Origin of the sequence: Mesorhizobium captivum, from assembly GCF_033977165.1 — a bacterium.
GTDB classification, from domain to species: domain Bacteria; phylum Pseudomonadota; class Alphaproteobacteria; order Rhizobiales; family Rhizobiaceae; genus Mesorhizobium; species Mesorhizobium captivum.
In genome coordinates, this window is the sequence record NZ_JAVIJB010000064.1 from 1 (window position 1) to 21746 (window position 21746).

Here is a 21746-nt window from a genome sequence, read left to right on the forward strand (position 1 = left end):
GGACGGCGACAGTTCCTCGGCCACGCTCAACATCGGCCAGAACCTGACCTTCCTCGATGACGGCCCGTCGATCTCGGCGCCGGGCGCCAGCGCGTCGCTGACGGTCGACGAGACGGTGCTTGGGACCAACGACACGCAGGCCTTCGCCAGCGCCTTCACCTCCAGCTACGGCGCCGACGGCGCCGGCACCATCACCTATGCGCTGGGCTTCAATGCCGGTGCGACCGGACTGGTCGACACGGCGACGAACCAGGCGGTCGTGCTCAGCCTGGAAAGCGGCCAGGTGGTCGGCCGCGCCGGCGCCGGCGGTCCGATCGTGTTCACGGTCTCGACCGATGCGTCGGGCAATGTGACGCTCGACCAGCAGCGGGCGGTCGTCCATCCGACAACCAACCCGAACGAACCGGTCAGCCTGTCGGCCGACAATCTGGTGACGCTGACGGCAACCATCACCGACAAGGACGGCGACAGTTCCTCGGCCACGCTCAACATCGGCCAGAACCTGACCTTCCTCGATGACGGCCCGACGGTTCTCGACAAGACGGATCTCTATTTCGCCAACAGCGGGACCGTCAGCGGCACCGGCGTGTTCGAGTACGCCATCGGGGCTGACAGCCATACCACGTATAGCAGCATCAATTCGGACTTCGCCGCCATCACATTGGCCGGCACCGTGGCAGGGAACGCGATCACGGCGCCGACGGTAACCTGGGCTTCCGAAACCTCGACCGAGGCTGTGTTCAACATCAGCTTCAGCTATCTTACGGGCGGGGTGTCCACCCAGGAAACCGGAACTCTCACTTTCGACAAGGTGGCGGGAACCTATACCGTCGATCTCGCCGACCCAATTTCCGCGGTGACGATCAGCACGGTGAGCAATTCGTCTTCTATCGTCGGGTATCAGCCGGGGTCCTCGACGGTCGACAACACCCAGCCAGAAGTGGCGGTGGCCCAGGTCAATGCAAACCTCTTCATCCAGTTTACCGGCTATTCGGAACCTGGTTCCGGTACCGGAAGCGACAACCTGAAAGCGGGTTCGATTGACGGTGATCCGCTGACTTTCGTAAACGGAGAATTTATTACCCAAGCCTCGTCTTACGTGTCCATTTCCGGCACGGCAAACGGCGTTGCCGGCGATACGATGGGCAAGGGTGAAGTCATCGACATGGACTTCTTCACCACAAACCCGACCGGTTTTACAAACCAGACTCCCGATGCCCAGGTGAGCTCGATGTTCCTGAAGTTCGACGGCATCGGCAACAGCGAAGACTTCATTGTCATCCTGAAACTCTACGATCCGACAACGAATTTATACACAACCAAGGCGATGTACGTCGAGAACGCCGACATCTTCAAGGGCCCAGGCTCTGGTCCTGGCGCCTACTCGAGCGTAACCCTCGACAACAATGACGGCTTGTTGATCATCGAATCGAATGACTACAACGCTGCCGGTCAGCACTACGTGCTGGTTGGAGCACAGATCACTCCGACCGATGAAGGCATCACCGGCACGGCCATCAATCTCAACGGCGCCATCGGCGCCGGCGGGGCGAGCACCACATTCCAAAACCTGAGTTCCGACAGCAATGATCTCGGGTTCAAGATCTCCGATATCGGGCTGGTCAGCACCACGACGACGGCCCAAAATGCCGATCTGACCTTCAATGTCACCGTCAAGGACGCTGACGGCGATACGTCGACGGCGCAGCAACTGGACGTTCATGTCGTCAACGGCGTCACCTATACCGGCACGGCGGATGCCGAGACCATGCAGGGCACGGCCAATGACGACATACTGAACGGCAACGGCGGCAACGACATCCTGCAAGGATTTGCGGGAGCCGACACGCTCAACGGCGGCGACGGTAACGACATCCTGATCGGCGGCGCTGGCCATGACACGCTGACCGGTGGCACCGGCGCCGACACGTTCAAGCTCGACGATCTGAACATCAAGGATCTAATCATCGACTACAACAAAGCCGAAGGAGATCAGATCGACCTGACTGCGCTATTCGACAAGGCCGCCGGCGCCATCACCGACTACGTGCATTACGACACCAGCACTAAGACGCTGAGCGTCGACACCGACGGTGCGGGCAATGCGGCCAATTTCGTGGATGTCACCGTGCTGCAGAACGGACCGACCACTACCGGTACGATCAACATCCTTTACGACGACACGAACCATGTGCAGCACACTGTCACCATTTAGCACTTATGCGCCACCGCGCTCCCGTGCTATGCATAAGCAACACGTGAATTCGCAATTGGAAGAGGGGCTTACATGAAACATTCCGCAAGACTTCTGGCTTCGGCCACGGCGCTGCTTTTGGCCGGATCGACGGGCTTTGCCGCCGACATCATCGGCGAGCCGGCGGTGAACTATTGCCGCACCGTCGGCACGTCGGACCTGGTGCTGACCGACAACATGGTCGAGCTCAAGGACCGGGTGGTGAAGCTGATGGACGACTCCATCGCCGTCGCCAACAGCCCGGAATGGATCAACTCGTCGCGCCCCGCCTTCGTCTGGGCATCGGAAGCCAAGGTCGCCTGCGGCAAGGCCTATGGCTACCTGAAGACGAACTACAAGGACGAGGACTACCTCAACAAGTGCGAGTGCTTCCACGACCGCATGGTCGAGTACATGCACTGAGCTGACTGGCAACGCTGCGCCGATCGGCCGCGATGATGGTCATGAGAGCCTGGGCGGAGGCGGATGCCTGCGCGTGCACGGCGCCGGCTGACGCGTATGCCGGCGCCGCTTGGCGTTTCCGGCGGCGTCGCTTGCGGGCCTTGCCGCCGCGCGCTTTTCCTGGAATTGCGCTCGCCGTTGTCGCGGCCATCTCCGGCTGCCAGTCGAAGACCGGCGCATCGGCGGTGCTCGATCCCTCGGCGATCGCCGCGCCCGGCAGCCAGGCCAACAACCCAGCCGCCCAGCCCGCGCAGCAGGCCGGCGGCCCTGCAAGCAGCGCGCCGAAGGGAAACCTGACGCTCGGCACCGGCGCGACGAAGATAACGATGCTTTTGCCGCTCTCGGCCTCCGGCAGCGCCGGCGAGAACGGCAGGAAGATGTACGATGCCGCGCGGCTCGCGATGACCGATCTCGGCGACAAGCTGGTGACGCTGACGATCGAGGACACGCGCGGCGACAGCTCCTTAGCCAAGGACCTGGCGGTGAAGGCGATCACCTCGGGCGGCGCGAAGGCCGTCATCGGCCCGGCCGAGCTCGGCGCCGCGCAGCACCTTGCCAAGCTCTCCGGCACGCAGCGGCCGCCGGTGCTAGCGCTGGCTGACAATTTCGCCGGCGGCCCGGGCGTCTATTCGGTGCGGCTCAGCGAAGCCGACAGCGCGGCCGCGGGCGCGGCCGCCGTCGCCGGCAAGGGCGCCAAGAAATTCGTGCTCATGGTGCCGGCGGGCGCTGATGCCGGCGCCGTCGAGGCCAGGGTCGCCAACGCGCTCAGCATCTATGGCGCGACGCTTGCCGTGACGCTCCCCTATTCGTCGTCGGACGGCGCGAAGGCGGTGTCCGACATGGGCTCGCTGGTCGAGGCGCCCGACGCCGTCGTCGTCGCCAGCGGCGACGGCAGCCCGAGCGCCGTGCTGGCGGCGCTGAAGGCGAAAGGCATTCCGGGCAAGGCGGTGAGCCTGATCGGCACCGACCGCTGGCTCGAGCGTCCGATCGACCCGCTCTACGAGGGCGCCTATATCGCGACGCTCGACCAGGGCGAGACCGGACCGATCGCCGACCGTTTCAAGGCGACCTATAACTACCAGCCCGACGTCAACGTCGCCTACGCCTACGACATGGTGGCGCTGTCGGCGGGCATAGCGAGCTCGGTCGGCCCCAACGGCTTTTCCAAGCAGGTGCTGGAGAACACGAGCGGCTTTCGCGGCTCGACCGGCCTGTTCCGCTTCCGCGCCGACGGCTCGAGCCAAAGGTCGATGCCGTTCTTCAAGGTGGAAAAGGGTAGACTGAAGCTGGTGGAGAAACAGACGGCTGGGTTTTAGAGGGGGCGGCAAGCTCAGTTGAGCTGCTGCAATACCCCGGAACTCGTTGCCACCATGAGAGCTTGGTACATCTGCAAAGCTATCGTGCAGATCGCAGCCGCGGAGATGGGCACGCCAAACGGGACCACACCTTTTCGATCCATGTGTTGTACGTAGTGCCGAAACATTCCGGCCGGCAGCAGAAAAGGATTCTTGACCACGGCCGCCGTGATGATGGCGAAAACCAGCAGCAACACTGAAAACACCGTGAGATTGCTTCCGCCAATCAGGAACGGGGTAACGGCTATCAGTTTGACATCGCCCGCCCCGACCTTGCGCAGGACCCAGAACGGAAAGAGCGCGATGAACAGGATCAGGCCGGCGATGGCGCTCAGGCCCATGTCCCACCATGACCCCGCCTGGGCCGAGAAAAGTTGCAGCGAACCAAGGCCCAGGCAAAGCAGCATCAGAACATCACGGTTGGCAATCTTCTGGGTCGAGAAATCGACCCAGGCGACCCTCGCAAGCAATGGAACGGCCAACGCCTTGAGCAGCATTGACGCGGCGAGCAAAAGGCTCATGACCGCTCTATGTTGCGTACGCTGGAGGATAGCAGCTTCAAATTGTTGGCCACCGTCGGATCGTTGGGCGCGAGTTCGTAGGCCTTAAGGAAATTGCTGCGCGCCTCCTGCAGCCTGCCGCGCAGCAGATAGGAATAGCCGACATTGTTGTAGTATTCCGGAGTCGCTCCGAGCAGCCTGTAGGCCCGGCTATAGGCCATATCGGAAAGATCGAAGCGACGAATGCGGTCGCAGGAGGCTGCAAGGCCCAGCCAAGCGACGCCATCATTCGGCGCCAGCCGCGTCGCCTTGTAGAACAGGGCGCCGGCGTTGCCGTAGTTCTCAGAACGGAACTGGGTCTTGGCCTCGGTAACCGCCTGGTCCGAGGCATAGTAGTCGACGTCGCTGACCGTCTTCAGCCCGTCGAAGGCATCGCCGAAGGCGGTATAGTCGCCCTTAGCGGGCTCGTTGGTGCGCACCACGCCCATGCTGCTATCGGTCGACTGGCAACCAGCAAGCAGGACAAGCAACACACTGGCTGCTGTGGCGAGGCGTATTGGCCCTGTCATTTTGTCCCCTAGGGTGGTCCGACTCGGTTTAGAACCTAAGCATATGACGGATCAGAAGAAAATGCTTTTCATGCGAATGATCACCGGTAACATGATGACCATCATCACCACTGGAAAGATGCACAATCCTAGTGGAATCATCATTTTGACCGGCAGCGCATTGGCGCGCTCTTCGGCGCTCAGGACTCGCTGTGTGCGCATCTCATCGCTATAGACACGCAACGCATCTGTCAGACTTGTGCCAAGCTCTTCCGATTGCCGGAAGAGCACCGCCAAAGCCCGTGCCTCCTCAAGCCCGATGCGGTCCGCAAGCTCGCGCAGCGCCTCCCGCAATGGTTTGCCGGCGCGCATTTGCAAATTCATGATCGAGAGCTGTATGCCGAGCCATTTATGAGTGCCTGCCAGTTCCTGCCCGACACGTTCGACCGCTGCCTCAAGGCTCATACCCGCATCGGCACAGGTGATCATCATATCCATGAAGTCAGGAAAACCACGACGATAGATACGTTTCTGTCCATTTTCGAAGCGATCGAGCAGAATGCTTGGGATCACCATGCAGGCGATTCCGAACAAAGCAGAGCCGCCAAAGACAATAAAAGCAGGCAGGTTAGGCGGGAGCACTCGGGACAGAAGCGCGTAAGCAGCCAGAAAGCCAACACAGACGGCGCCAAGGCGCGACAAAGTATAAATCAGCGGAGCGCTTGCTTGATGGAAACCGGCACGAAAAAGCTTTGCTTCCAATGCGCTTGGCTCATTGCGCTCCTTTTCCATTGATCGGAAGTAAGCGTCAACCGGCCGCTGCGCCGCAGCTTTTGCGAGTTGCTCCTGTCCAAAGAGCGAGCGACGGTCGACGACACCTTCAGTTATTAGGCTTTGTGCGACTAGCTTTCGCGTCTGAAACGCCGGCAGCAGGACAAGTGCGCCGAACAGGAAAAGCAACACCGCCGCCGCGAAGACGGTAACGGAGACTAGGAAACTCAGATCCTGGATATTTGATAACAGGTTTATGGCTCGCCCCTGTCAGAAGTCGAAGTTGACCATGCGGTACATTATGAAGTCGCCCAGCAGCGCCCATCCCCCGAAAATCAGAAACACCGGCATGATCAGCGGATCGTGCCACACCGTCCCGTAGAAGGCCGGCGCAAGCAGCTGAAGGATCAGGAACATCACAACCGGAAACAGTGAGATGATCCAGGCCGACATGCGTCCCTCGGACGAAAGCGCCTTTATCTTCATCCGCAGCTTCTGTCGTTCGCGCAGCACCTTCGAAAGATTGGCAAGGATCTCGGTAAGGTTTCCCCCGGTCTTGGATTGTATCGACAGCGACACCGAAAGCAAGTGAAGGCCCTCGAACCCCACGCGTTGGGAAAGTTTTCGCACGGCCTGTTCCGTACTGAGGCCGAAGGTGATTTCGTCAGCGACAATTCCGAATTCGGTGCCGAGCGGATCGGGCATCTCGCGGGCGACGAGTCCGATCGCTACCGAGGCCGGGTGTCCGGCCCGCAGAGAGCGCACGATCATATCCAGCGCGTCGGGGAGTTGCTTCGCGAAATTCTGGATTCGCCGGCCGCGTGCGCGCCGGAGAACAAGAAGCGGCAGGGCAAATGCCACCGTCACAAAAATCATGATGGCAGACAACGCCGAAAAGCGCAGAAGAAATAAGAGCAGCAGCGCTAGCGCAAGCCCCGCGAAAAGGAATAGCGCGGCGAAAGTCAAAGGGTTTCCAGTAATCCCGGATTGGGTATAGAGCCTATTCAGCCCAACCATGCCAAAAAGAAAATCGCCAGAGCCCGTCAGCCCGCGTTCGAGCAGCAACCCTTGCAAAGTCTGCTCTGCTGGCACCTCATCAGTCAATCGTCTCAGCCTGCGATTGATCGTGCCAGCACGCGACCGGCGATGAGCGAAAGAAAGATACAGTGCCTCGCCAGCGAGAATGACCGACGCCGCCGCCAGCGCATAGATGAAGTAAAGCAGCGCCTGGCCAGTCAGCATTAGAGGGCGACCTGCGGATTGAACGCGTCCTTGGCGAAATGATGCCCGAGCGTCGCGGCCTCCTGGGCGAAACGCGGACGAACGCCGGTGGCTCGAAAATCACCTTGGATCGTACCGTCGGGGCCAACGTCGCGGCGGACGAAATGATATATTTCCTGGAGCTGGACGACGTTGCCTTCCATACCGGTTAATTCCGATATGGAGACTACCCGTCTGCCGCCATCTGAGAGACGCTGCGTCTGGACAATGATGTCGATGGCGGAGGCGATTTGGGCGCGGATAGATTCAAGCGTCATCGGCATGCCGGCCATGCCAACCATTTGTTCCAGACGCGAGATCGCGTCGCGCGGCGTGTTGGCATGAATGGTTGTCATCGATCCTTCATGGCCGGTGTTCATGGCCTGGAGCATGTCGAAGGCTTCCTCGCCGCGCACCTCGCCGACGATGATGCGGTCCGGCCGCATGCGCAGCGCGTTCTTGACCAACTCGCGCTGGCGCACTTCGCCTTTGCCCTCGACATTGGGCGGACGCGTTTCCAACCGGCCGACATGCGGCTGCTGCAGTTGCAATTCCGCCGCGTCCTCGATGGTGATCAGCCGCTCCCTGGCTGGAATGTAGCTCGACAACGCATTGAGCAGCGTGGTCTTGCCGCTGCCGGTGCCACCCGAAACCAGGATCGACTTGCGCGACTGCACGGCAATCCGCATCAGGTCAATCATCGGCTGGCGGATCGAATTGAGCGCCATGAGGCGTTCGAGCGAATAGGGATTTTTGGAGAATTTTCGAATCGACACCAGTGGACCGTCGACCGAAATCGGCCGCACCGCGATGTTGACACGTGAGCCGTCCTCCAGCCGCGCATCGACCATCGGCGCGGATTCATCAACCCGTCTCCCGATCGCCGAGACGATCTTGTTAATGACACGCAGCAGATGCGACTCGTCGCGAAAACGAATTGCAGTCTCCTCGATCACGCCACGTCGCTCGATGAAGACGCGCTTGTGGGTGTTGATCAATATATCGGCGATGGAGTCGTCCTTGAGCAGAGGCTCAATCGGTCCGAGTCCCAGCATCTCGTCCGCCGTGTCGCTGGTCAGCTGATCGAGCTCCCGCGCGTTGAGCGGCGTGTTTCGGCCGCGCACGAATTCGCGCACGATCGGCCGGATCTCATTCAGGATCTCGTCCTTGGAAGCATTTTCAAGGGCGGTCAGATTGAACCTGTCTATGAGATGCCGATGCAGGTCGACCTTGAGCGACAGGAAATCGTCGGAAGCTGGGTCGGCCTGCACCGGCTGCGCGACCGCCGCGCCATTGGCCATCACGGGCGCCTGCGTTGATTGCGGCGCGCGTTGCTCACCTGGTCCTTTGATGAAGCGACCCAACATGTCGCCGAACCCCTGCTGATTTCCCCGACATCGAAACTAAGCGTTAACCACGAGGGACACAAGCGGCGTGGAGGACACACTGGACATATTACTTGCGACATAGTTAAAAAATAGAGATTCAAGAAATCGTTTTATTTTTGCGCGCCCCGCGTTTACCGACCAAAGTCCTAAGACCTTTGGCGTTACCCCCCCGGCAGGAGTCCCTATAACCCTTTTGATATAAACGTATATGTCATACTCCTAATGTGTTGCTCTGTGGACGTGGGTGTGGCCGAATTGTGAACGAATGGTTAAGATCGCTTGAAAAATGAAGCGAATCAAGCTCTTGTCAAAAATGAACGAGCTTCAGATCGAGTATTGAAGAGTTAACGGACTGTTAATCCGTTTGACTCGGCTTTTCTGTGGGACAAGGATTGAATTCGACGGGGGATGCTTGGGTATGGGGTACATTCCTTGGCTCTGTCTCGTCGGGTTCAAACCTCCAAAGGGAGAAATTGGCATGAAGAAGCTCATGACGATGACCCGGCAGTTCCGCGACGATGAAAACGGCGCTGCTATGGTCGAATATTCCATCCTGATCGGCATTATCGCCGTGGCGGCTATCGGTGCGATCATCGCAATTGGCGGCTGGGTCGCTGCACGGTTTACGGGCCTCTGCACCGCGCTGGATAATTCCACTGTTGGCAGTTGCGACGCGGCCACCAGCACCGGAACCTGATGAATTGACCTTTCAGGCCCGGGTCAATCCTTACCCGGGCCTGAGTTAAATAATAGCGGATGAATTTCCGCACTATGGGCTTTGGGGCTTGGGGTCTATGCGCGTCAATACACTCATTATGATCATCCTCGCGGGCGTATTCGGAGTGTTGGCAGTTGTACTTGCAAATATCTGGCTAGCCAATCAGCGAAGCGCCATAGCGCAATCGAACGGGGCCCGGGGCAACACCATTGTCGTCGCAGCCATGGCGCTCAAATTTGGCGATACGCTGACCGCCGATAAGCTGCGTGAGATAGCCTGGCCGGCCGGCGCGATTCCAGCCGGCTCCTTCAAAACGACCAAAGAAGCCTTGGCCGGCAACGGGGCACGGCAAGCACTGCAGGCGATTAGTACCAACGAGCCGATTCTTGCCAGCAAGATCACCGGCGCGGGCCAGCGCGCCACGCTTTCGGCCGTGCTCGGCGAGGGCATGAAAGCAGTTTCAATCCGGGTCAACGACGTGCTCGGCGTTGCCGGTTTTGTCTTCCCCGGTGATCGCGTCGACGTGCTGCTGACACGCACCGTTCGCGACAAGGAGGGTGCCGATAAGAGTTTCGTCGACGTGCTGTTGCAGAGCATGAAAGTGCTTGCCGTCGACCAGGTCGCCGATGAAAGCAAGGACAATCCGCAGGTCGTGAAATCGGTCACGCTGGAAGCCAGCACCAAGGATGCCCAGAAGCTGACGCTAGCCGCCGGTGCCGGTCAATTGTCGCTGGCGCTTCGCCAGACCGCGGCCAACAAGGGCGAGACGACGGAGAGAGTCACACTTGCAGACCTGACCGGCGATACGCCGGAGGATGTTGCCAAGAGGCAGGCAGAGCTTGAGCGGCAGAAAGCCGCAGACGCCGCGGCCGCCGAAGAGCGCAAGCGCGCCAACGAGAGGATTGATGGCCTGGCCCAGGCCGTGGAACGGGTCGGAAGCCAGATCGATCAATTGAGCAAGGTGAAGTCCACTGTGGCACCCGCACCACAACCGCAAGAAGTTGTAAAGGAAGTGGTAAAATATGTGCAGCCGGAGCCGCCAGCCCGGGCTACAATCGGGGTATTTCGCGGCGTGAAGCTCGAAACCTACGACGTGCCGCGACAGAGATAGCGAAAGGCGCATTCGGATAGGGGGATCCGGGTGGGTCCGCTGGGATGGATCCGCAAGGGGGACGATCTAGATGCGAATTTTTCGGGGATCACTGGCCGCCGCCGCTCTGGCCTGGTCCAGTATTGTGTTGCCGTTGAGCCCCACGGTTCATGCCGCCGACCGCTTCATCGATGTGTCGAGCCCGTCGCTGCACCGCGTGTTCGTGCCCGTTTCTCAATCTGCAACCATCCAGGTCAACGCCACGCTGGGCGACATCGTCGTCGGGGACGAGAAAATCGCCGATGCCCAACCGATGACCGACAAGACGCTCTATATCATCGGCAAGAGCGTCGGCACCACCACGGTCAATCTGTTCTCCGAGGACAAGCGCTCGCTGGGCACCATCCAGATCGAGGTCGGCCAGGATGTTAGCGACATGGCGGCCGCGATCCGCCAGGTGGCGCCGAAGGCCCGCATCGAGATCGGCTCGATCAACGGCAAGATCCGACTGAGCGGCCATGTCAAGGATGCCGCGACCTTGGCGCAGATCGTCGAGGTGACGCAGCAATATGGCCCTGACGCCATCATCAATGCCGTCACCATCGATGATAGCGAACAGGTCAATCTTTCGGTTCGCATCCTGGAGGCCAAGCGCAATGCCGGCCGCGACCTCGGTGTGTCAATCAAGAGCACGAACAGGAGCGGCACGACGCGGACTGGAACCGGCGTGGCCGCGGTCGACAAGGATGGTATCGTGCTCGGGCCAGGCGATCTTGCAAGCGGTCTTCTCTCTGGTTCAAACCCATTCGCCGCTCTGATCACCCGCGTCATCGACAGCAACATCAAGGTCGACCTTATCATTGAAGCGCTTGAAGCCAAGGGGGTGGTGCGGACACTCGCCGAACCGAACCTCACCACGGTTTCCGGTGAGACAGCGAGCTTCAACGCCGGCGGCGAAGTGCCGGTGCGCAGCGTCAACGCACAGGGCGAGGTCGAGATTGTATTCAAGCAGTTCGGCGTCAATCTGAACTTCACGCCGGTTGTGCTCGACGACGGCAAGATCCACATGAAGCTGGCGCCGGAAGTGAGCGACCTCAACGGCTTCACAACCGCCGGCGACCCGATCTTCACCAACCGCAAGCTGTCGACCACAGTCGACCTACGTGACGGCCAAAGCTTCGCTGTCGGCGGCCTACTCTCCAGCAAGAACACTATTCAGCAAGAGCAAGTGCCATGGCTCGGTCAGGTGCCGATCGTCGGCGCGCTGTTCAGGAATTCGAGCACACAGAAGGAAGAGACCGAGCTCGTTGTCGTCGTCACGCCGCATCTCGTGCGGCCGGTGAAGCCCGGCGAGCAGTTGGCGACACCTTTCGACAAAGCGAGGCCGGCCAACGATCCGGAACTCTTCCTGCTCGGCCAGCTCGAAGTCAGCAAGGACATGATCAGGAAATATGAGCACGGCGACGGCGTCACCGGCCCTTATGGCCACATGCTGGATGTGAAATCGAAGGACAAGCTGGTCTATGTCAAGAAATAAGCTCCTGCTCGTCCTTCTCAGCTCCAGCCTTCTTGCGGGCTGCGCCGCCGATTATCTGCACAATTACGACACGATGACACTGGCCTCAGGCGACTCGCAGAGGGCCAACCAGCTGCTGCAGACGGTCGACCCCTACAACCCGGCTTCGAATAATACCAAGATCGAAGGCGATGGCGCCCGTTCCGTCGGCGTTGTCCAAAGATACAAAGTTCCGCCGCCCCCGCCACCGAGCACGAACATGACGGTCAACGTCGGTGGCTCGGGCGTGACCAACGGAGCGAATTGAACGGAAGGATGCGGTGCGTCAGGCGCGCGAGGACGCCTGGCACGAATGGAACAGAGAGTAAGATCATGTTGAGGACCATTCGTGAATTCTGGAACGATCAACGCGGCATAGCGATGATCCTCGTCGCCATCATGCTGCCGGTGCTCGTCGCCTTCGCCGTGTTGGCCATCGACATGAGCCGGGCCAACGGCCTTCATAATGATCTTCAGAAGGGTGTCGATGCGCTAGCGCTTGCCGCAGCGGCGGAACTTGACGGCAGATCGGATAGTATCTTCCGGGCCAACAACGCCGTCACCAATCTCCTCGCCAACAAAACACTGTTTTCGACATCAGGCGATCACCAACTCGCCCTGTCGGACGTAACCGTAACTTATTTGACTGGAATACCAGCCAGCGACAACACGAGACTAAGCGCCGCCGGCATCGACTCAAACGACGTGAACTGGGCCAGCACGGATCCCAAGGCCGTAACATTCGCAGAAGTGACAGTGAACCCGTCCGGCCTGACAGACGGCGCGGGCGCCTTCGCGACAATTTTTCCGGCCAGCTTCATTGGTAGCAGCGAGACCATGGATATCCAGCCACAAGCGGTGGCCGGTTTTACCCAGTCCATCTGCGAAACCGTGCCGATCTTCATGTGCAACCCGTTCGAGACAGCCACCCCTGCAACTAGCAAGACGATCCAGCAGGCATTCGCATCGGGTGATACATACAGCCGGGAGTTTCGTATTCTGAAAGTGGATTCAAATCCGGGTCCTGGCAATTTTGGGCTGATCGATAACAACCTCACTTCGCTGCGCGATGCAATTGCAATAGGCACCGCAGGGACCTGTTATCAGCGCGACAAGTTGACAACGAAGACAGGTGTCACGCTTGGTCAGGTCAATGCGGGCATCAATGTCCGGTTCGACATCTATAGCAATTCGCTGAAGCAGCAGGACAAGAACTGGCAGTATCGCCCAGCGAGCAATGTGCGCAAGGGAGTAGACAAGACTGCTAACTGCAACAAGTACGTTCCCAACACGGACGGGACGGCCATGGCTCTTCCGCCCGGCGATAGCTTTGACAGTTCGACCGGCATGACGAATTCCACCTGGGATCGCTCGAACTATTGGCTGATCAACCACGGTGCTACATATCCCAGCATTCCAAGCACGAGCCATCCGACCGGCGCCAACGTGCCGGCTTCCAGATACGATGTCTACAAATACGAGATTTCGCATGATCTCGTCGGAGACAAGTCGAAAGCGCCAACGAAGGAAACTGGTACCCCGTCATGCTTCAAAGGTGACACGCCTACGGCAGACCCCGATCGCCGGCTGCTCAATATGGCTATCGTCGACTGCATTGCGAATCAGGCCAAGATCAACGGACATATCCAACTGAAGCCGGATGGATATGCGAGTGTCTTCCTAAACAGCCCTGTGCAAAAGCAGGACAACAGTAAGGACGACGAAGACTCGTCGGCCAACGAAAAGCCCATCAGCCTCGAAATTGTCGATGTCGACGGTCCGCAAGGGAACGGTACTCTCGACAAGGCTCTCCGGAACGAAGCGCAACTCTACCGGTGAGTCTCATGGCCATAGTCAGTGAAACCATCCGACAATTTCGACGCGAAGAAGGCGGTGCAGCTCTAGTTGAGATAGCACTCGTCGTGCCTTTCGTACTCCTGCTATCAGCTGGAGTGTTCGAGTTCTCCAATATCTTGAATACGCGTCTGCTTCTTGAAGCAGGCGTCGAGGATGCAGCTCGTTACATGGCGCGCTGCAGCAGCGATTGGGACACCTGTTCGGGATTGGCAAAAAATTTGGCGGTGAACGGCGCCGTGACTGGCGGCAGTGCAAGGGTCACGGGGTGGACCACAACGGAGGTAACGGTCAGCAAGTCCTCTACCGCTGCAGTCGATGCTGCCACCGGCACCCAGCTCTATCTCAGCAATAAGAGCACGGTCGATGTCGTTCAGGTTGGTACATCGTACCCCTACCCCGATGTGGGATTCTGGTCCTATCTTGGCTTTGGCGACATCAACCTCTCGGCATCCCATCAGGAGCGTGTCTTCGGATGGTGACGCCGCGAAATACTTTTTGGAGCAGCCAGTCCGGGACGGCGATGGTCGAAATGACTATCGCAATGCCCCTGCTGCTTGCTCTGCTACTCGGTTTTGTCGACTTCGGATACGCTTTCTATCAATGGAATGCTGGGAACAAAGCGGTCCAGGCTGGCGCCAGACTGGCGCAAATTTCCGCTCCCGTTGCCAGCGGCCTGTCCCTTGAGACGTTGACGCAAAGCGACGCAACCAAAGTCGGCACTGCGGTGCCGCTAAACACTTATAATTACATCTGCACGGCCAACAGTGCCGGAGCTGCCTCTTGCACCTGCGGAACAGGTGCAACATGCCAAAATCTCACCGTGAGCCAGGCCGCCTTCGACCTGATCTTCAGTGGCAGCACCACTCGTGCCGGGATGCAGACATTCTTGCCGATGCTGACGAAATCCGAGGTTCAGATTCAATATCAGGCATCGGGGCTTGGCTATTGGACGCGCCCAGGCGGACCGGTGCCGACCATCACGGTCAGCATCGTCAACCATCAATTCCAGTTCTTCTTCCTGGGCGGATTGCTCGGGTTTGACAACATCACGATGCCTTCCATGCTGAGTACTGTAACGGGTGAAGATTTAAAGAGTACGTACCCATGAACGCCATCGACACCAGAGTTCTGCCTATCAAACGCAAGCAGGTTGCGCTGTTTTCTTCCGATGCGAATTTCCGGCACGACGTGACGACCCGGCTCGATGCGCTGGCGATCTATGACGTCAGGGTTTCGGAAGCGGCCGAGTTCCTGAAAGGGCCGCCGGTCGATGCGCGGCCGGGCATCATCATCCTCGATCTCGGCAGCGGCGAATTGCTCGGCAACAACGCGCTCGTCGAGGCGCGCTCGGCCTGGGCTTCGGTGCCGCTGATCGCGGTCTCGGACGAACTGACGTCGGAGCAGACGCGGGTGCTGGTGCGCATGAATGCGTCGGACTGGCTGCACAAGCCGCTCGACGCCAAGGAGCTGCTCAACGCCGTCACCTTCCACGACACCGGCAACCAGGGCACCAAGAGCCGGATCGTCACCTTCATCGCCGCCAGCGGCGGCGCCGGCGCGACTACGCTGGCGATCTCGGCGGCGGAGCATCTCGCCTCGAAGTCTTCCGAGCGGGCGGCCTCGACCTGCCTCGTCGACCTCGACTTCCAGAGCGCCAATTGCGGCGCCTATCTCAACCAGTTCAACCAGTTCGACCTTGCCGGCATCATCGGCCAGCCCGACCGGCTCGACGTCGAGCTGATGGACGTCATCAAGCTGTCGCGGCCGTCTGGCCTGACGCTCTATTCCTTCGAGCGGCCGCAATTGCCGTTCGAGCCGCATGGCGCCGATTTCGTCTTCCGGCTGCTCGACCTCGTCGCCTACCGCTTCGACGACATCGTCATCGACCTGCCCAACATCGAGACGCCGTGGCACAATTCGGTGCTGCAGACGAGCGACGAGATCTTCATCGTCTTCGAGCTCAACGTCGCCTCGCTTCGGCAAGGCAAGCGGCTCTACAAGAAGATCCGCGAATTGCGCGGCAACGCCGTCTCGATCACGCTCGTCGCCAACAAGCACAAGCGCAAATGGTTCGGCAACCACTTCTCGCGCAGCGAGCTGGAGAAGATCTTCAAGGCGCCGCACATCAAGTCGCTGGCGCTCGACAACGCGCTGCTCGCCGATGCGCTGAACCGCGCCATCCTGCCCTCCGAGGTGGACGGGCGGGCCCGCTTCAACAAGGACCTGAAGCGCATGTTCAAGGAGCGGCTGGACAATGCCCAGCGCTAGAGCAATTCCAGGAAAAGCGCGCAGCGGTCGGGCTCGGCGACTTCGCCGTAGCCTTCCGTCCGGAATTGCGACAAAGCAAATGCGCCGGATAGCGACAAGCCTTGCGGCCGCCTGCCTGGCCGGCATCGCGCTGGCGTCGGCGTGCGATCTCGCCACAGCCGGATCGGGGCTGCCGCCGCTTCCCGCCATGGGGCCCAGCCTGCGCAAGACGGTCGCCTTTGAGACCGGCGAGCAGCCGGGAACGATCATCATCCGCAAAAACGAGAAGGCGCTCTATCTGGTGACCGGAGAGCGCCAGGCGCTGCGCTACCAGATCAGCGTCGGCCGCGACGGCTTCGGCTGGACCGGGATCGTTAGGATAGCGGCGAAGACCGAATGGCCGGAATGGCGCCCGCCCAAGGAGATGCGCGTCCGCCAGCCGGAACTGCCGGCGATGGTGCCGGCCGGTCCCTACAATCCGCTCGGCGCCAGGGCGCTGTACCTGGCGCGCGACGGGCGCGACACGCTCTATCGCATCCATGGCACCAACGATCCCAAGGGTGTCGGCTTCGACGGCACGTCCGGATGCTTCAGACTGACGAACACAGACGTGATCGATCTCTTCAAGCGCGTCGCGGTGGGCGCAAAGGTGGTGGTTGAATGACGATGATCAGCGTGCCGGACGTCCCGGCAATCGAGCTCGGCGAACAGGAAAAAGCGCCGGGCAGGCCGAACCGGGCGAGAACCATCGGCGCCGTCATGGTGGGTGCCGCGCTCGTCACCTTCGTCAACGTGACGGCCGCCATCTATCTCTATCGCGGCGTCAACGACCTTCGGGCGATAGAGGCGCGGCTCGACCAGCTCGGCCAGTTCGAGCAGCGGATCGGCGCCCGCATCGATACGGTCAACAACGGCTTCCAGAGCCGGTTCGAGACGCTGGACCGGCAGTTGCAGGCGAGCTTCGGCCGCATCAACGGCAATATTGCCCGGCTGGAGCAGGGCCAGCCCGCTGCCGTCGAGGCCGAGATGCCCCGCGCGCCGGAGCCCGCGTTCGCCGGCACGACGGTGGCTGAGGCGTCAGCAGTTGAAAATCCCGCCGAGCCGGACTCCGTCGACGCCTCGCCCGCGTTCAAGCGGAAGGTCGCGCCGCCTGGACCCAATCCGTCCTATCAGCGCATCCAGCAGGCCGACGGCAAGGTCTATTACAAGAAGATCAACTGACGGGCAGGTCCTCGCAGCCGGACGCTCGCCTAGAGGTCTCGCTGCAGCGCCAAAATACGAACGGCGCGGGCTTCGGCGCGCAGCCTCGCCTCGCGCAGGAAGGCGACATGGCAATAGGCGCAGGCCGCAAGCCCGAGGCACAGCACCAGGCAGTTCTTCCAGCTGAAGTCGATCGCCAACGAGAATTGAAAGTCGCGCGGCGCAGTGAAAGTGGCGATCGTGCTCGCCGTTTCCGAATGGCTGCCGGCCGCGATCATCAGTCCTGCGAACAGCAGCGCGGCGTGGTTGGCGAGGAAGAAACCGGCGGATCTCTTGGCCTGGCAGGCCATCCAGCAGGCGGCCGAGGCGGCGAGGACGATGGCGGCGTCAAGGCTCATCGAGCCGCCGAGATAGAAATCCACCTGCTGCCAGAACATCGTCGAGAAGGGCCGCAGCTCGAGCCAGACGCGCCACATGGTCGGGCTTGCCGAATAGGTCCCAAGAAGGAACGTCGCCGTCCGCTCGGCCGCCAGCAGGAACAGCATGAGGGCCGGGAAGGCAAAGAAGAGTGTCGGCTTGCGCGTCATGTCGTCCCCTCGACGTCCGCTGCAGAGTGTAGGCCGCATTGGTTGCGCGAGACTTAACGCAACGCCTTGCTTTTCAAGCAATGTCGCCAGCGCCTAATGTATGATCCGATGAAACGACGAGGCGCGCTTGTGGGCGAGGTGAAATCGACCGGCCGGCTTGCCACGATGCTCGGCGGGCTCGGGCTGGTCGCCGGCGCGCTGCTGATCGCCGGGTCCAGGCACCGGCTGGCGACCGAGCCTCCCTCGTATCCGCCGGCCCAGGAGACAGGTGAAGCGCGGCCCGCCCCTGGCGTCGCCGTTCATGACATGCGGCCAGGCCAGCCGGCGCGCAGGATTGCCGAGGACCTCATCGCGCCGCCGCCGCTCGATGCGTCGGGAATCGAGCGCATCGAGCCCCGCCCTCCGCTCGGCGAGCTTGGCCTCGCCTCGCCGCCGAAGACGCCGATGCCGCAGGACTGGCGTGAGACGCTGCTCTATCGTCCGGTCGCCACCTCGTCGGCGGTCTTCGAAGCCATGGGACGCAAGGTCGTCATCAGCGGGACAGTCGATATCGACCCCGACAGGACCTGCGCGTTCGGCGATGCCGTCTGGCCCTGCGGGCAGCGCGCCCGTGCCGCCTTCAACGCCTGGCTACGCGGCCGGGCGCTCAAATGTGTCCTGCCGCCCGACGGCGACCGCTTCGCCATCGCCGCGCCCTGCGCGCTCGGCAAACAGGACGTCGGCGCCTGGCTGGTTGCCAATGGCTGGGCCATGGCGTCGGCCTCGGGCATCTACGGCAAGGCCGAATCCGTGGCCAGGGGCGCCGAGATGGGTATCTTCGGCCCGCCGCAATAGAGCACTCCAGGAAAAGTGCCTAAAGCGCGTCGCGATCTTTCAGATTCGCTCAATGCGCTTTAGGTTTTTGATTTTACGCATGTCTTTGCCCCGAAACCGGTCACACTTTCGGGAGACATGCTTTAGCGGCTTTCCGTTCGGGATTGCGTAAAAACGGAATGGTTAAAGCCGTTCAGCGATCCTACCAAACGCTGACCTGTTTTTAGCGACCGAATCGAATCATCGAAGCGAGAAACCGGGCCGCAACCACTGGCGAGCGCGCATCAGGGAGAAAGACGGTGATTTCCTTCAAATTATAGACCTCGCTGAAACGGAAATCGTAACAAACCGTCTTTAAGCCAATGCGTCCAACAGGAGATTGGCCAGTGAGCACAGAAACCGAGACCGCGCCGGCAAAGGCATGGAAGCATGTCTTTTGGCTGTCCCTGCTCGGCACGACCGGCTGCGTCGCCCTGTCGCTCGGCCTGAACTACCTGCTCCTGCTCAGCGACGCGTTGACGCCGTTCGGCCGCAGCGTCATCACCGCGACGCTTGTGCCCATCGTCATCGGCCTGCCGCTCTTTGCCCTGCTCGGCTGGAGAGAGGTCGAGCTCCGCCGCTACCGGCAGGAACTCACCAGGTCCGGCACCTACGACCGGCTGACCGGCTGCCTCAACGGGGCGGTGTTCACGTCGATGATCGACAGAAGGGCGGCGAGGCCGGCCGGCCCGCGTTCGGGCGCCTTCCTGGTCATCCACCCGGAACATCTTGCCTCGATCAACCTGCGCTTCGGTCTCGGCTGGGGTGACGAAGCGTTGCGTCTCATCGCCTCGGCTATCCGATCCTCGGTGCGCAAGGACGATCTGATCGGCCGTATCGGAAACTCGATGTTTGGCGTTTTCCTCCCCGGCGCGACGAAGCAGGAGGCTAAGGAAATCGGCGAACGCGTTCGAGAAGCGGTCGGACAGATTTATTTCGCGCCGAAAGGCGACAAGGACGTGCTTGCCATCCGCGTCGGCGGCGTTGTCTTCGAGCATGAACTGGCGTTCGAGGACATGTTCCGGTCAGCAGAAGAACTCCTGTTGGAAGCTCAGGACGAGGCTGACCTGGCGTTGTCGCATATCAGCAACTGAACCGGCGAGCGGAACCCAGCGACCTGCTCGGGCGATAATTCCGCGGCACAATCGTTCTTCACAAGCGGCCCGGCCACTTTATGCCTCAAATGCCGCCCATGCAGAGATATTTCATCTCAAGGTAATCCTCGAGGCCGTGGCGGGAACCCTCGCGCCCGATGCCGGACTGCTTCACTCCACCGAAGGGTGCTGCTTCCGAGGACATGCGTCCGGTGTTGATGCCGACCATGCCATATTCCAGCGCTTCGGCCACACGCCAGACACGCTTCAGGTTGGAAGCATAGAAATAGGCAGCGAGGCCGTAGATCGTGTCGTTGGCCTCACGCACGACCTGATCCGCATCCTCGAAGCGGATGACAGGGGCCAATGGCCCAAACGTCTCCTCCTGCGCCACCGTCATTGCGCTGGAGATATCGGTCAGGACCGTCGGCTGGAAAAAAGTGCCGTCTCTACCAATCCTTCCTCCGCCACAGCGGATCGCACCGCCTTTTGCCACGGCATCGGCGATGTGGGATTCGATCTTGGAGAGCGCGTGGCTGTCGATCAGCGGGCCGATGGCGACACCGGGATCGAAACCGTCACCGACCTGAAGCTGGCGAACCCGTTCGACGAATTTGTCGACGAACTCGTCATGGACGCCTGACTGGACGTAAAGGCGGTTCGCCGAAACGCAAGTCTGGCCGGCATTGCGGAACTTCGCCTGGATCGCACCGTCCACGGCGGCGTCGATGTCGGCGTCGTCGAAGACGATGAAAGGCGCGTTGCCGCCCAGCTCGAGGCTGACCTTCTTGATCTGGTCCGAGCACTGGCGCATCAGCAGGCGCCCGACCTCGGTCGATCCGGTAAAGCTGATCTTGCGCACTTTGTGATTGTGGCAGAGCTCACGCCCCACCGCGGCACCCTCGGAGGCGTAGACAAGGTTCACGACACCGTCGGGAAAACCGGCCTCGGCGGCGAGCGCAAACATGGCGCCCGCGACAAGCGGCGTCTGTTCGGCGGGCTTCAGCACGATGGCGCAGCCCGCCGCCAGCGCAGGCGAGATCTTGCGCGCCACCATCGATGCGGGAAAGTTCCAGGGCGTGATCGTGCCGACGACGCCGATCGGCTGCTTGATCACCAGCATGCGGCGGTCCGTCGACGGCGCCGAGATCGTCTCGCCGTAGATGCGATTGGCCTCCTCGGCATACCATTGCAGATAGGCGGCGGCGTGAGAGACTTCCGATTTGGCTTCCGCAAGCGGCTTGCCCATCTCCGCGGTCAGGATCGCCGCGAGGTCGTCGGTGTGGGTGACGATCAGTTGATGCCACTGCCACAGCATTTCGCTGCGCTCCCGGGCGGTCAGCCCTGCCCATTCGGCCTGAGCGGCATAGGCCTTGTCGATCGCCGCGCGCGTCTCCTCGACGCCCATGTCCGGAAGCTCCGCCAAGAGCTCGCCGGTCGATGGATTGAAGATTTCAAATCTACGCCCGCCAGCCGGCGTACCAAGCGCCGGCAGACGGTCGATCGCGCCAAACAGGTCGGGGGATTTCAAGCGGCGCATCATCGGCGGGCACAGGGGCAATACCGGTCTCCTCGTCAAAGAGCTGGCGTTTGAGGCGCCAACGTGTATTCCGCAGGCCCGTGCTTCTCATAGGGCCTGGGAAGAACGGCGGTAGACCCACCTTGGCAGCTTGGCGTCCTGGAAGTCATCGATAACGAATGACAGCTCTGATCAAGGGAGAGGAGGTGCCCGAAGCGGGGCTGGTGCTGCGAGAGAGGATTGAACTCTCGACCTCTCCCTTACCAAGGGAGTGCTCTACCACTGAGCTACCGCAGCCTGCGATGGCGGCGCTTCTGCCATAACGAACCGGCAAGCGCAAGGCCAAGAAAACCTTAAAACGACGCCATCTCGTTGTCGCAAAACCGCTGCGCGCCTTTGGGCGACATGCATTGAATGCCGCGGCTGTGAAGGCCGCTTCCAAGCGGCGTCCATGACATGGCCGCGCCATAATGTTAACTATGCCGGAACCACAGCCGGCTATCCGCCTGC

At 60.8% G+C, this 21746-nt stretch carries 22 protein-coding genes and 1 tRNA gene; 15 read left to right on the forward strand and 8 right to left on the reverse strand.

Annotation, left to right across the window (positions count from 1 at the left end; all coding sequences use genetic code 11):
- The 3 genes from RFM40_RS31405 to RFM40_RS31415 form a co-directional block, all read left to right on the forward strand.
- The coding region (locus RFM40_RS31405; RefSeq protein ID WP_320278902.1) for a DUF5801 repeats-in-toxin domain-containing protein at positions 1-2215 on the forward strand (2215 nt) is incomplete at its 5' end.
- A 72-nt stretch (positions 2216-2287) separates the two neighbouring features.
- Positions 2288-2656, forward strand: coding sequence for a hypothetical protein (locus tag RFM40_RS31410; RefSeq protein WP_320218871.1), 369 nt, complete (start codon positions 2288-2290; stop codon positions 2654-2656).
- A 131-nt stretch (positions 2657-2787) separates the two neighbouring features.
- The gene (locus RFM40_RS31415) at positions 2788-4011 is read left to right on the forward strand and encodes an ABC transporter substrate-binding protein (protein WP_320278903.1); all 1224 of its coding nucleotides are present in this window, start codon (positions 2788-2790) and stop codon (positions 4009-4011) included.
- 14 nt (positions 4012-4025) lie between these two features.
- Here the strand turns inward: RFM40_RS31415 and RFM40_RS31420 are convergent, their stop codons facing one another.
- From RFM40_RS31420 to RFM40_RS31440, 5 genes are read right to left on the reverse strand one after another with little or no spacing between them, the layout of a single operon-like run.
- Positions 4026-4571 (reverse strand): prepilin peptidase, encoded by a 546-nt coding sequence (locus RFM40_RS31420; RefSeq protein WP_320278904.1) that lies wholly within the window; start codon positions 4569-4571, stop codon positions 4026-4028.
- Positions 4568-5119 carry a tetratricopeptide repeat protein gene (locus RFM40_RS31425; protein ID WP_320278905.1) on the reverse strand — a complete coding sequence of 184 codons (552 nt, stop codon included), beginning with the start codon at positions 5117-5119 and terminating at the stop codon, positions 4568-4570. Before RFM40_RS31425 ends, RFM40_RS31420 begins: the two co-directional genes overlap by 4 nt.
- A 51-nt stretch (positions 5120-5170) precedes the next feature.
- Positions 5171-6121, reverse strand: a complete 951-nt coding sequence (locus tag RFM40_RS31430) for a type II secretion system F family protein (RefSeq protein WP_320278925.1) — start codon at positions 6119-6121, stop codon at positions 5171-5173.
- A gap of 18 nt (positions 6122-6139) precedes the next feature.
- Positions 6140-7111, reverse strand: a complete 972-nt coding sequence (locus RFM40_RS31435) for a type II secretion system F family protein (RefSeq protein ID WP_320278906.1) — start codon at positions 7109-7111, stop codon at positions 6140-6142.
- Entirely contained in the window at positions 7111-8496 is a 1386-nt protein-coding gene (locus RFM40_RS31440) for a TadA family conjugal transfer-associated ATPase (protein WP_320278907.1), read from the reverse strand. Before RFM40_RS31440 ends, RFM40_RS31435 begins: the two co-directional genes overlap by 1 nt.
- Before the next feature lie 499 nt (positions 8497-8995).
- Here RFM40_RS31440 and RFM40_RS31445 point away from each other — a divergent pair, with 499 nt between their 5' ends.
- The 10 genes from RFM40_RS31445 (at position 8996) to RFM40_RS31490 (ending at position 17205) form a co-directional block, all read left to right on the forward strand.
- On the forward strand, positions 8996-9214 hold the full coding sequence (locus RFM40_RS31445; RefSeq protein WP_320278908.1) for a Flp family type IVb pilin: 219 nt from the start codon (positions 8996-8998) through the stop codon (positions 9212-9214).
- A gap of 97 nt (positions 9215-9311) precedes the next feature.
- Positions 9312-10346, forward strand: a complete 1035-nt coding sequence (gene cpaB, locus RFM40_RS31450) for a Flp pilus assembly protein CpaB (protein ID WP_320278909.1) — start codon at positions 9312-9314, stop codon at positions 10344-10346.
- A 70-nt stretch (positions 10347-10416) separates the two neighbouring features.
- The gene (locus RFM40_RS31455) at positions 10417-11862 is read left to right on the forward strand and encodes a type II and III secretion system protein family protein (protein ID WP_320278910.1); all 1446 of its coding nucleotides are present in this window, start codon (positions 10417-10419) and stop codon (positions 11860-11862) included.
- Positions 11849-12148 carry a hypothetical protein gene (locus RFM40_RS31460; protein WP_320278911.1) on the forward strand — a complete coding sequence of 100 codons (300 nt, stop codon included), beginning with the start codon at positions 11849-11851 and terminating at the stop codon, positions 12146-12148. Before RFM40_RS31455 ends, RFM40_RS31460 begins: the two co-directional genes overlap by 14 nt.
- A 65-nt stretch (positions 12149-12213) precedes the next feature.
- A complete protein-coding gene (locus tag RFM40_RS31465; RefSeq protein ID WP_320278912.1) occupies positions 12214-13719 on the forward strand; it encodes a TadE/TadG family type IV pilus assembly protein in 1506 nt (501 codons plus the stop codon).
- A gap of 5 nt (positions 13720-13724) precedes the next feature.
- Positions 13725-14216 carry a TadE/TadG family type IV pilus assembly protein gene (locus RFM40_RS31470; RefSeq protein ID WP_320278913.1) on the forward strand — a complete coding sequence of 164 codons (492 nt, stop codon included), beginning with the start codon at positions 13725-13727 and terminating at the stop codon, positions 14214-14216.
- Positions 14210-14845, forward strand: a complete 636-nt coding sequence (locus RFM40_RS31475; RefSeq protein ID WP_320278914.1) for a TadE/TadG family type IV pilus assembly protein — start codon at positions 14210-14212, stop codon at positions 14843-14845. Before RFM40_RS31470 ends, RFM40_RS31475 begins: the two co-directional genes overlap by 7 nt.
- On the forward strand, positions 14842-16005 hold the full coding sequence (locus RFM40_RS31480) for a CpaE/TadZ family protein (RefSeq protein WP_320278915.1): 1164 nt from the start codon (positions 14842-14844) through the stop codon (positions 16003-16005). The genes RFM40_RS31475 and RFM40_RS31480 overlap by 4 nt, the downstream gene beginning before the upstream one ends.
- A gap of 79 nt (positions 16006-16084) precedes the next feature.
- Positions 16085-16648, forward strand: coding sequence for a L,D-transpeptidase (locus tag RFM40_RS31485; RefSeq protein ID WP_320278916.1), 564 nt, complete (start codon positions 16085-16087; stop codon positions 16646-16648).
- Positions 16645-17205, forward strand: a complete 561-nt coding sequence (locus RFM40_RS31490) for a hypothetical protein (protein WP_320278917.1) — start codon at positions 16645-16647, stop codon at positions 17203-17205. Before RFM40_RS31485 ends, RFM40_RS31490 begins: the two co-directional genes overlap by 4 nt.
- Before the next feature lie 29 nt (positions 17206-17234).
- Here the strand turns inward: RFM40_RS31490 and RFM40_RS31495 are convergent, their stop codons facing one another.
- Positions 17235-17771, reverse strand: coding sequence for a hypothetical protein (locus tag RFM40_RS31495; RefSeq protein WP_320278918.1), 537 nt, complete (start codon positions 17769-17771; stop codon positions 17235-17237).
- 108 nt (positions 17772-17879) lie between these two features.
- Between RFM40_RS31495 and RFM40_RS31500 the strand changes: the two genes are divergently transcribed.
- Together RFM40_RS31500 and RFM40_RS31505 are read left to right on the forward strand one after the other, a co-directional pair.
- Positions 17880-18605, forward strand: a complete 726-nt coding sequence (locus RFM40_RS31500; protein WP_320278919.1) for a thermonuclease family protein — start codon at positions 17880-17882, stop codon at positions 18603-18605.
- A 365-nt stretch (positions 18606-18970) separates the two neighbouring features.
- Positions 18971-19717 (forward strand): GGDEF domain-containing protein, encoded by a 747-nt coding sequence (locus tag RFM40_RS31505; protein WP_320278920.1) that lies wholly within the window; start codon positions 18971-18973, stop codon positions 19715-19717.
- A gap of 85 nt (positions 19718-19802) precedes the next feature.
- Here RFM40_RS31505 and RFM40_RS31510 read toward each other — a convergent pair whose 3' ends face one another.
- Both RFM40_RS31510 and RFM40_RS31515 read right to left on the reverse strand, forming a co-directional pair.
- Positions 19803-21257, reverse strand: coding sequence for an NAD-dependent succinate-semialdehyde dehydrogenase (locus tag RFM40_RS31510; RefSeq protein WP_320278926.1), 1455 nt, complete (start codon positions 21255-21257; stop codon positions 19803-19805).
- A gap of 201 nt (positions 21258-21458) precedes the next feature.
- Positions 21459-21533 (reverse strand) — tRNA-Thr (locus RFM40_RS31515).
- Positions 21534-21746 lie beyond the last annotated feature (213 nt).

Bases quoted from the DNA above. Each gene is read 5' to 3' on its own strand.
- RFM40_RS31510 (WP_320278926.1), bottom strand. From the start codon at position 21,257: ATGCGCCGCTTGAAATCCCCCGACCTGTTTGGCGCGATCGACCGTCTG.
- RFM40_RS31490 (WP_320278917.1), top strand. From the start codon at position 16,645: ATGACGATGATCAGCGTGCCGGACGTCCCGGCAATCGAGCTCGGCGAA.
- RFM40_RS31465 (WP_320278912.1), top strand. From the start codon at position 12,214: ATGTTGAGGACCATTCGTGAATTCTGGAACGATCAACGCGGCATAGCG.
- RFM40_RS31475 (WP_320278914.1), top strand. From the start codon at position 14,210: ATGGTGACGCCGCGAAATACTTTTTGGAGCAGCCAGTCCGGGACGGCG.
- RFM40_RS31445 (WP_320278908.1), top strand. From the start codon at position 8,996: ATGAAGAAGCTCATGACGATGACCCGGCAGTTCCGCGACGATGAAAAC.
- RFM40_RS31480 (WP_320278915.1), top strand. From the start codon at position 14,842: ATGAACGCCATCGACACCAGAGTTCTGCCTATCAAACGCAAGCAGGTT.
- RFM40_RS31470 (WP_320278913.1), top strand. From the start codon at position 13,725: ATGGCCATAGTCAGTGAAACCATCCGACAATTTCGACGCGAAGAAGGC.
- cpaB (WP_320278909.1), top strand. From the start codon at position 9,312: ATGCGCGTCAATACACTCATTATGATCATCCTCGCGGGCGTATTCGGA.
- RFM40_RS31420 (WP_320278904.1), bottom strand. From the start codon at position 4,571: ATGAGCCTTTTGCTCGCCGCGTCAATGCTGCTCAAGGCGTTGGCCGTT.
- RFM40_RS31425 (WP_320278905.1), bottom strand. From the start codon at position 5,119: ATGACAGGGCCAATACGCCTCGCCACAGCAGCCAGTGTGTTGCTTGTC.
- RFM40_RS31485 (WP_320278916.1), top strand. From the start codon at position 16,085: ATGCGCCGGATAGCGACAAGCCTTGCGGCCGCCTGCCTGGCCGGCATC.
- RFM40_RS31460 (WP_320278911.1), top strand. From the start codon at position 11,849: ATGTCAAGAAATAAGCTCCTGCTCGTCCTTCTCAGCTCCAGCCTTCTT.
- RFM40_RS31440 (WP_320278907.1), bottom strand. From the start codon at position 8,496: ATGTTGGGTCGCTTCATCAAAGGACCAGGTGAGCAACGCGCGCCGCAA.
- RFM40_RS31495 (WP_320278918.1), bottom strand. From the start codon at position 17,771: ATGACGCGCAAGCCGACACTCTTCTTTGCCTTCCCGGCCCTCATGCTG.
- RFM40_RS31455 (WP_320278910.1), top strand. From the start codon at position 10,417: ATGCGAATTTTTCGGGGATCACTGGCCGCCGCCGCTCTGGCCTGGTCC.
- RFM40_RS31500 (WP_320278919.1), top strand. From the start codon at position 17,880: ATGAAACGACGAGGCGCGCTTGTGGGCGAGGTGAAATCGACCGGCCGG.
- RFM40_RS31435 (WP_320278906.1), bottom strand. From the start codon at position 7,111: ATGCTGACTGGCCAGGCGCTGCTTTACTTCATCTATGCGCTGGCGGCG.
- RFM40_RS31410 (WP_320218871.1), top strand. From the start codon at position 2,288: ATGAAACATTCCGCAAGACTTCTGGCTTCGGCCACGGCGCTGCTTTTG.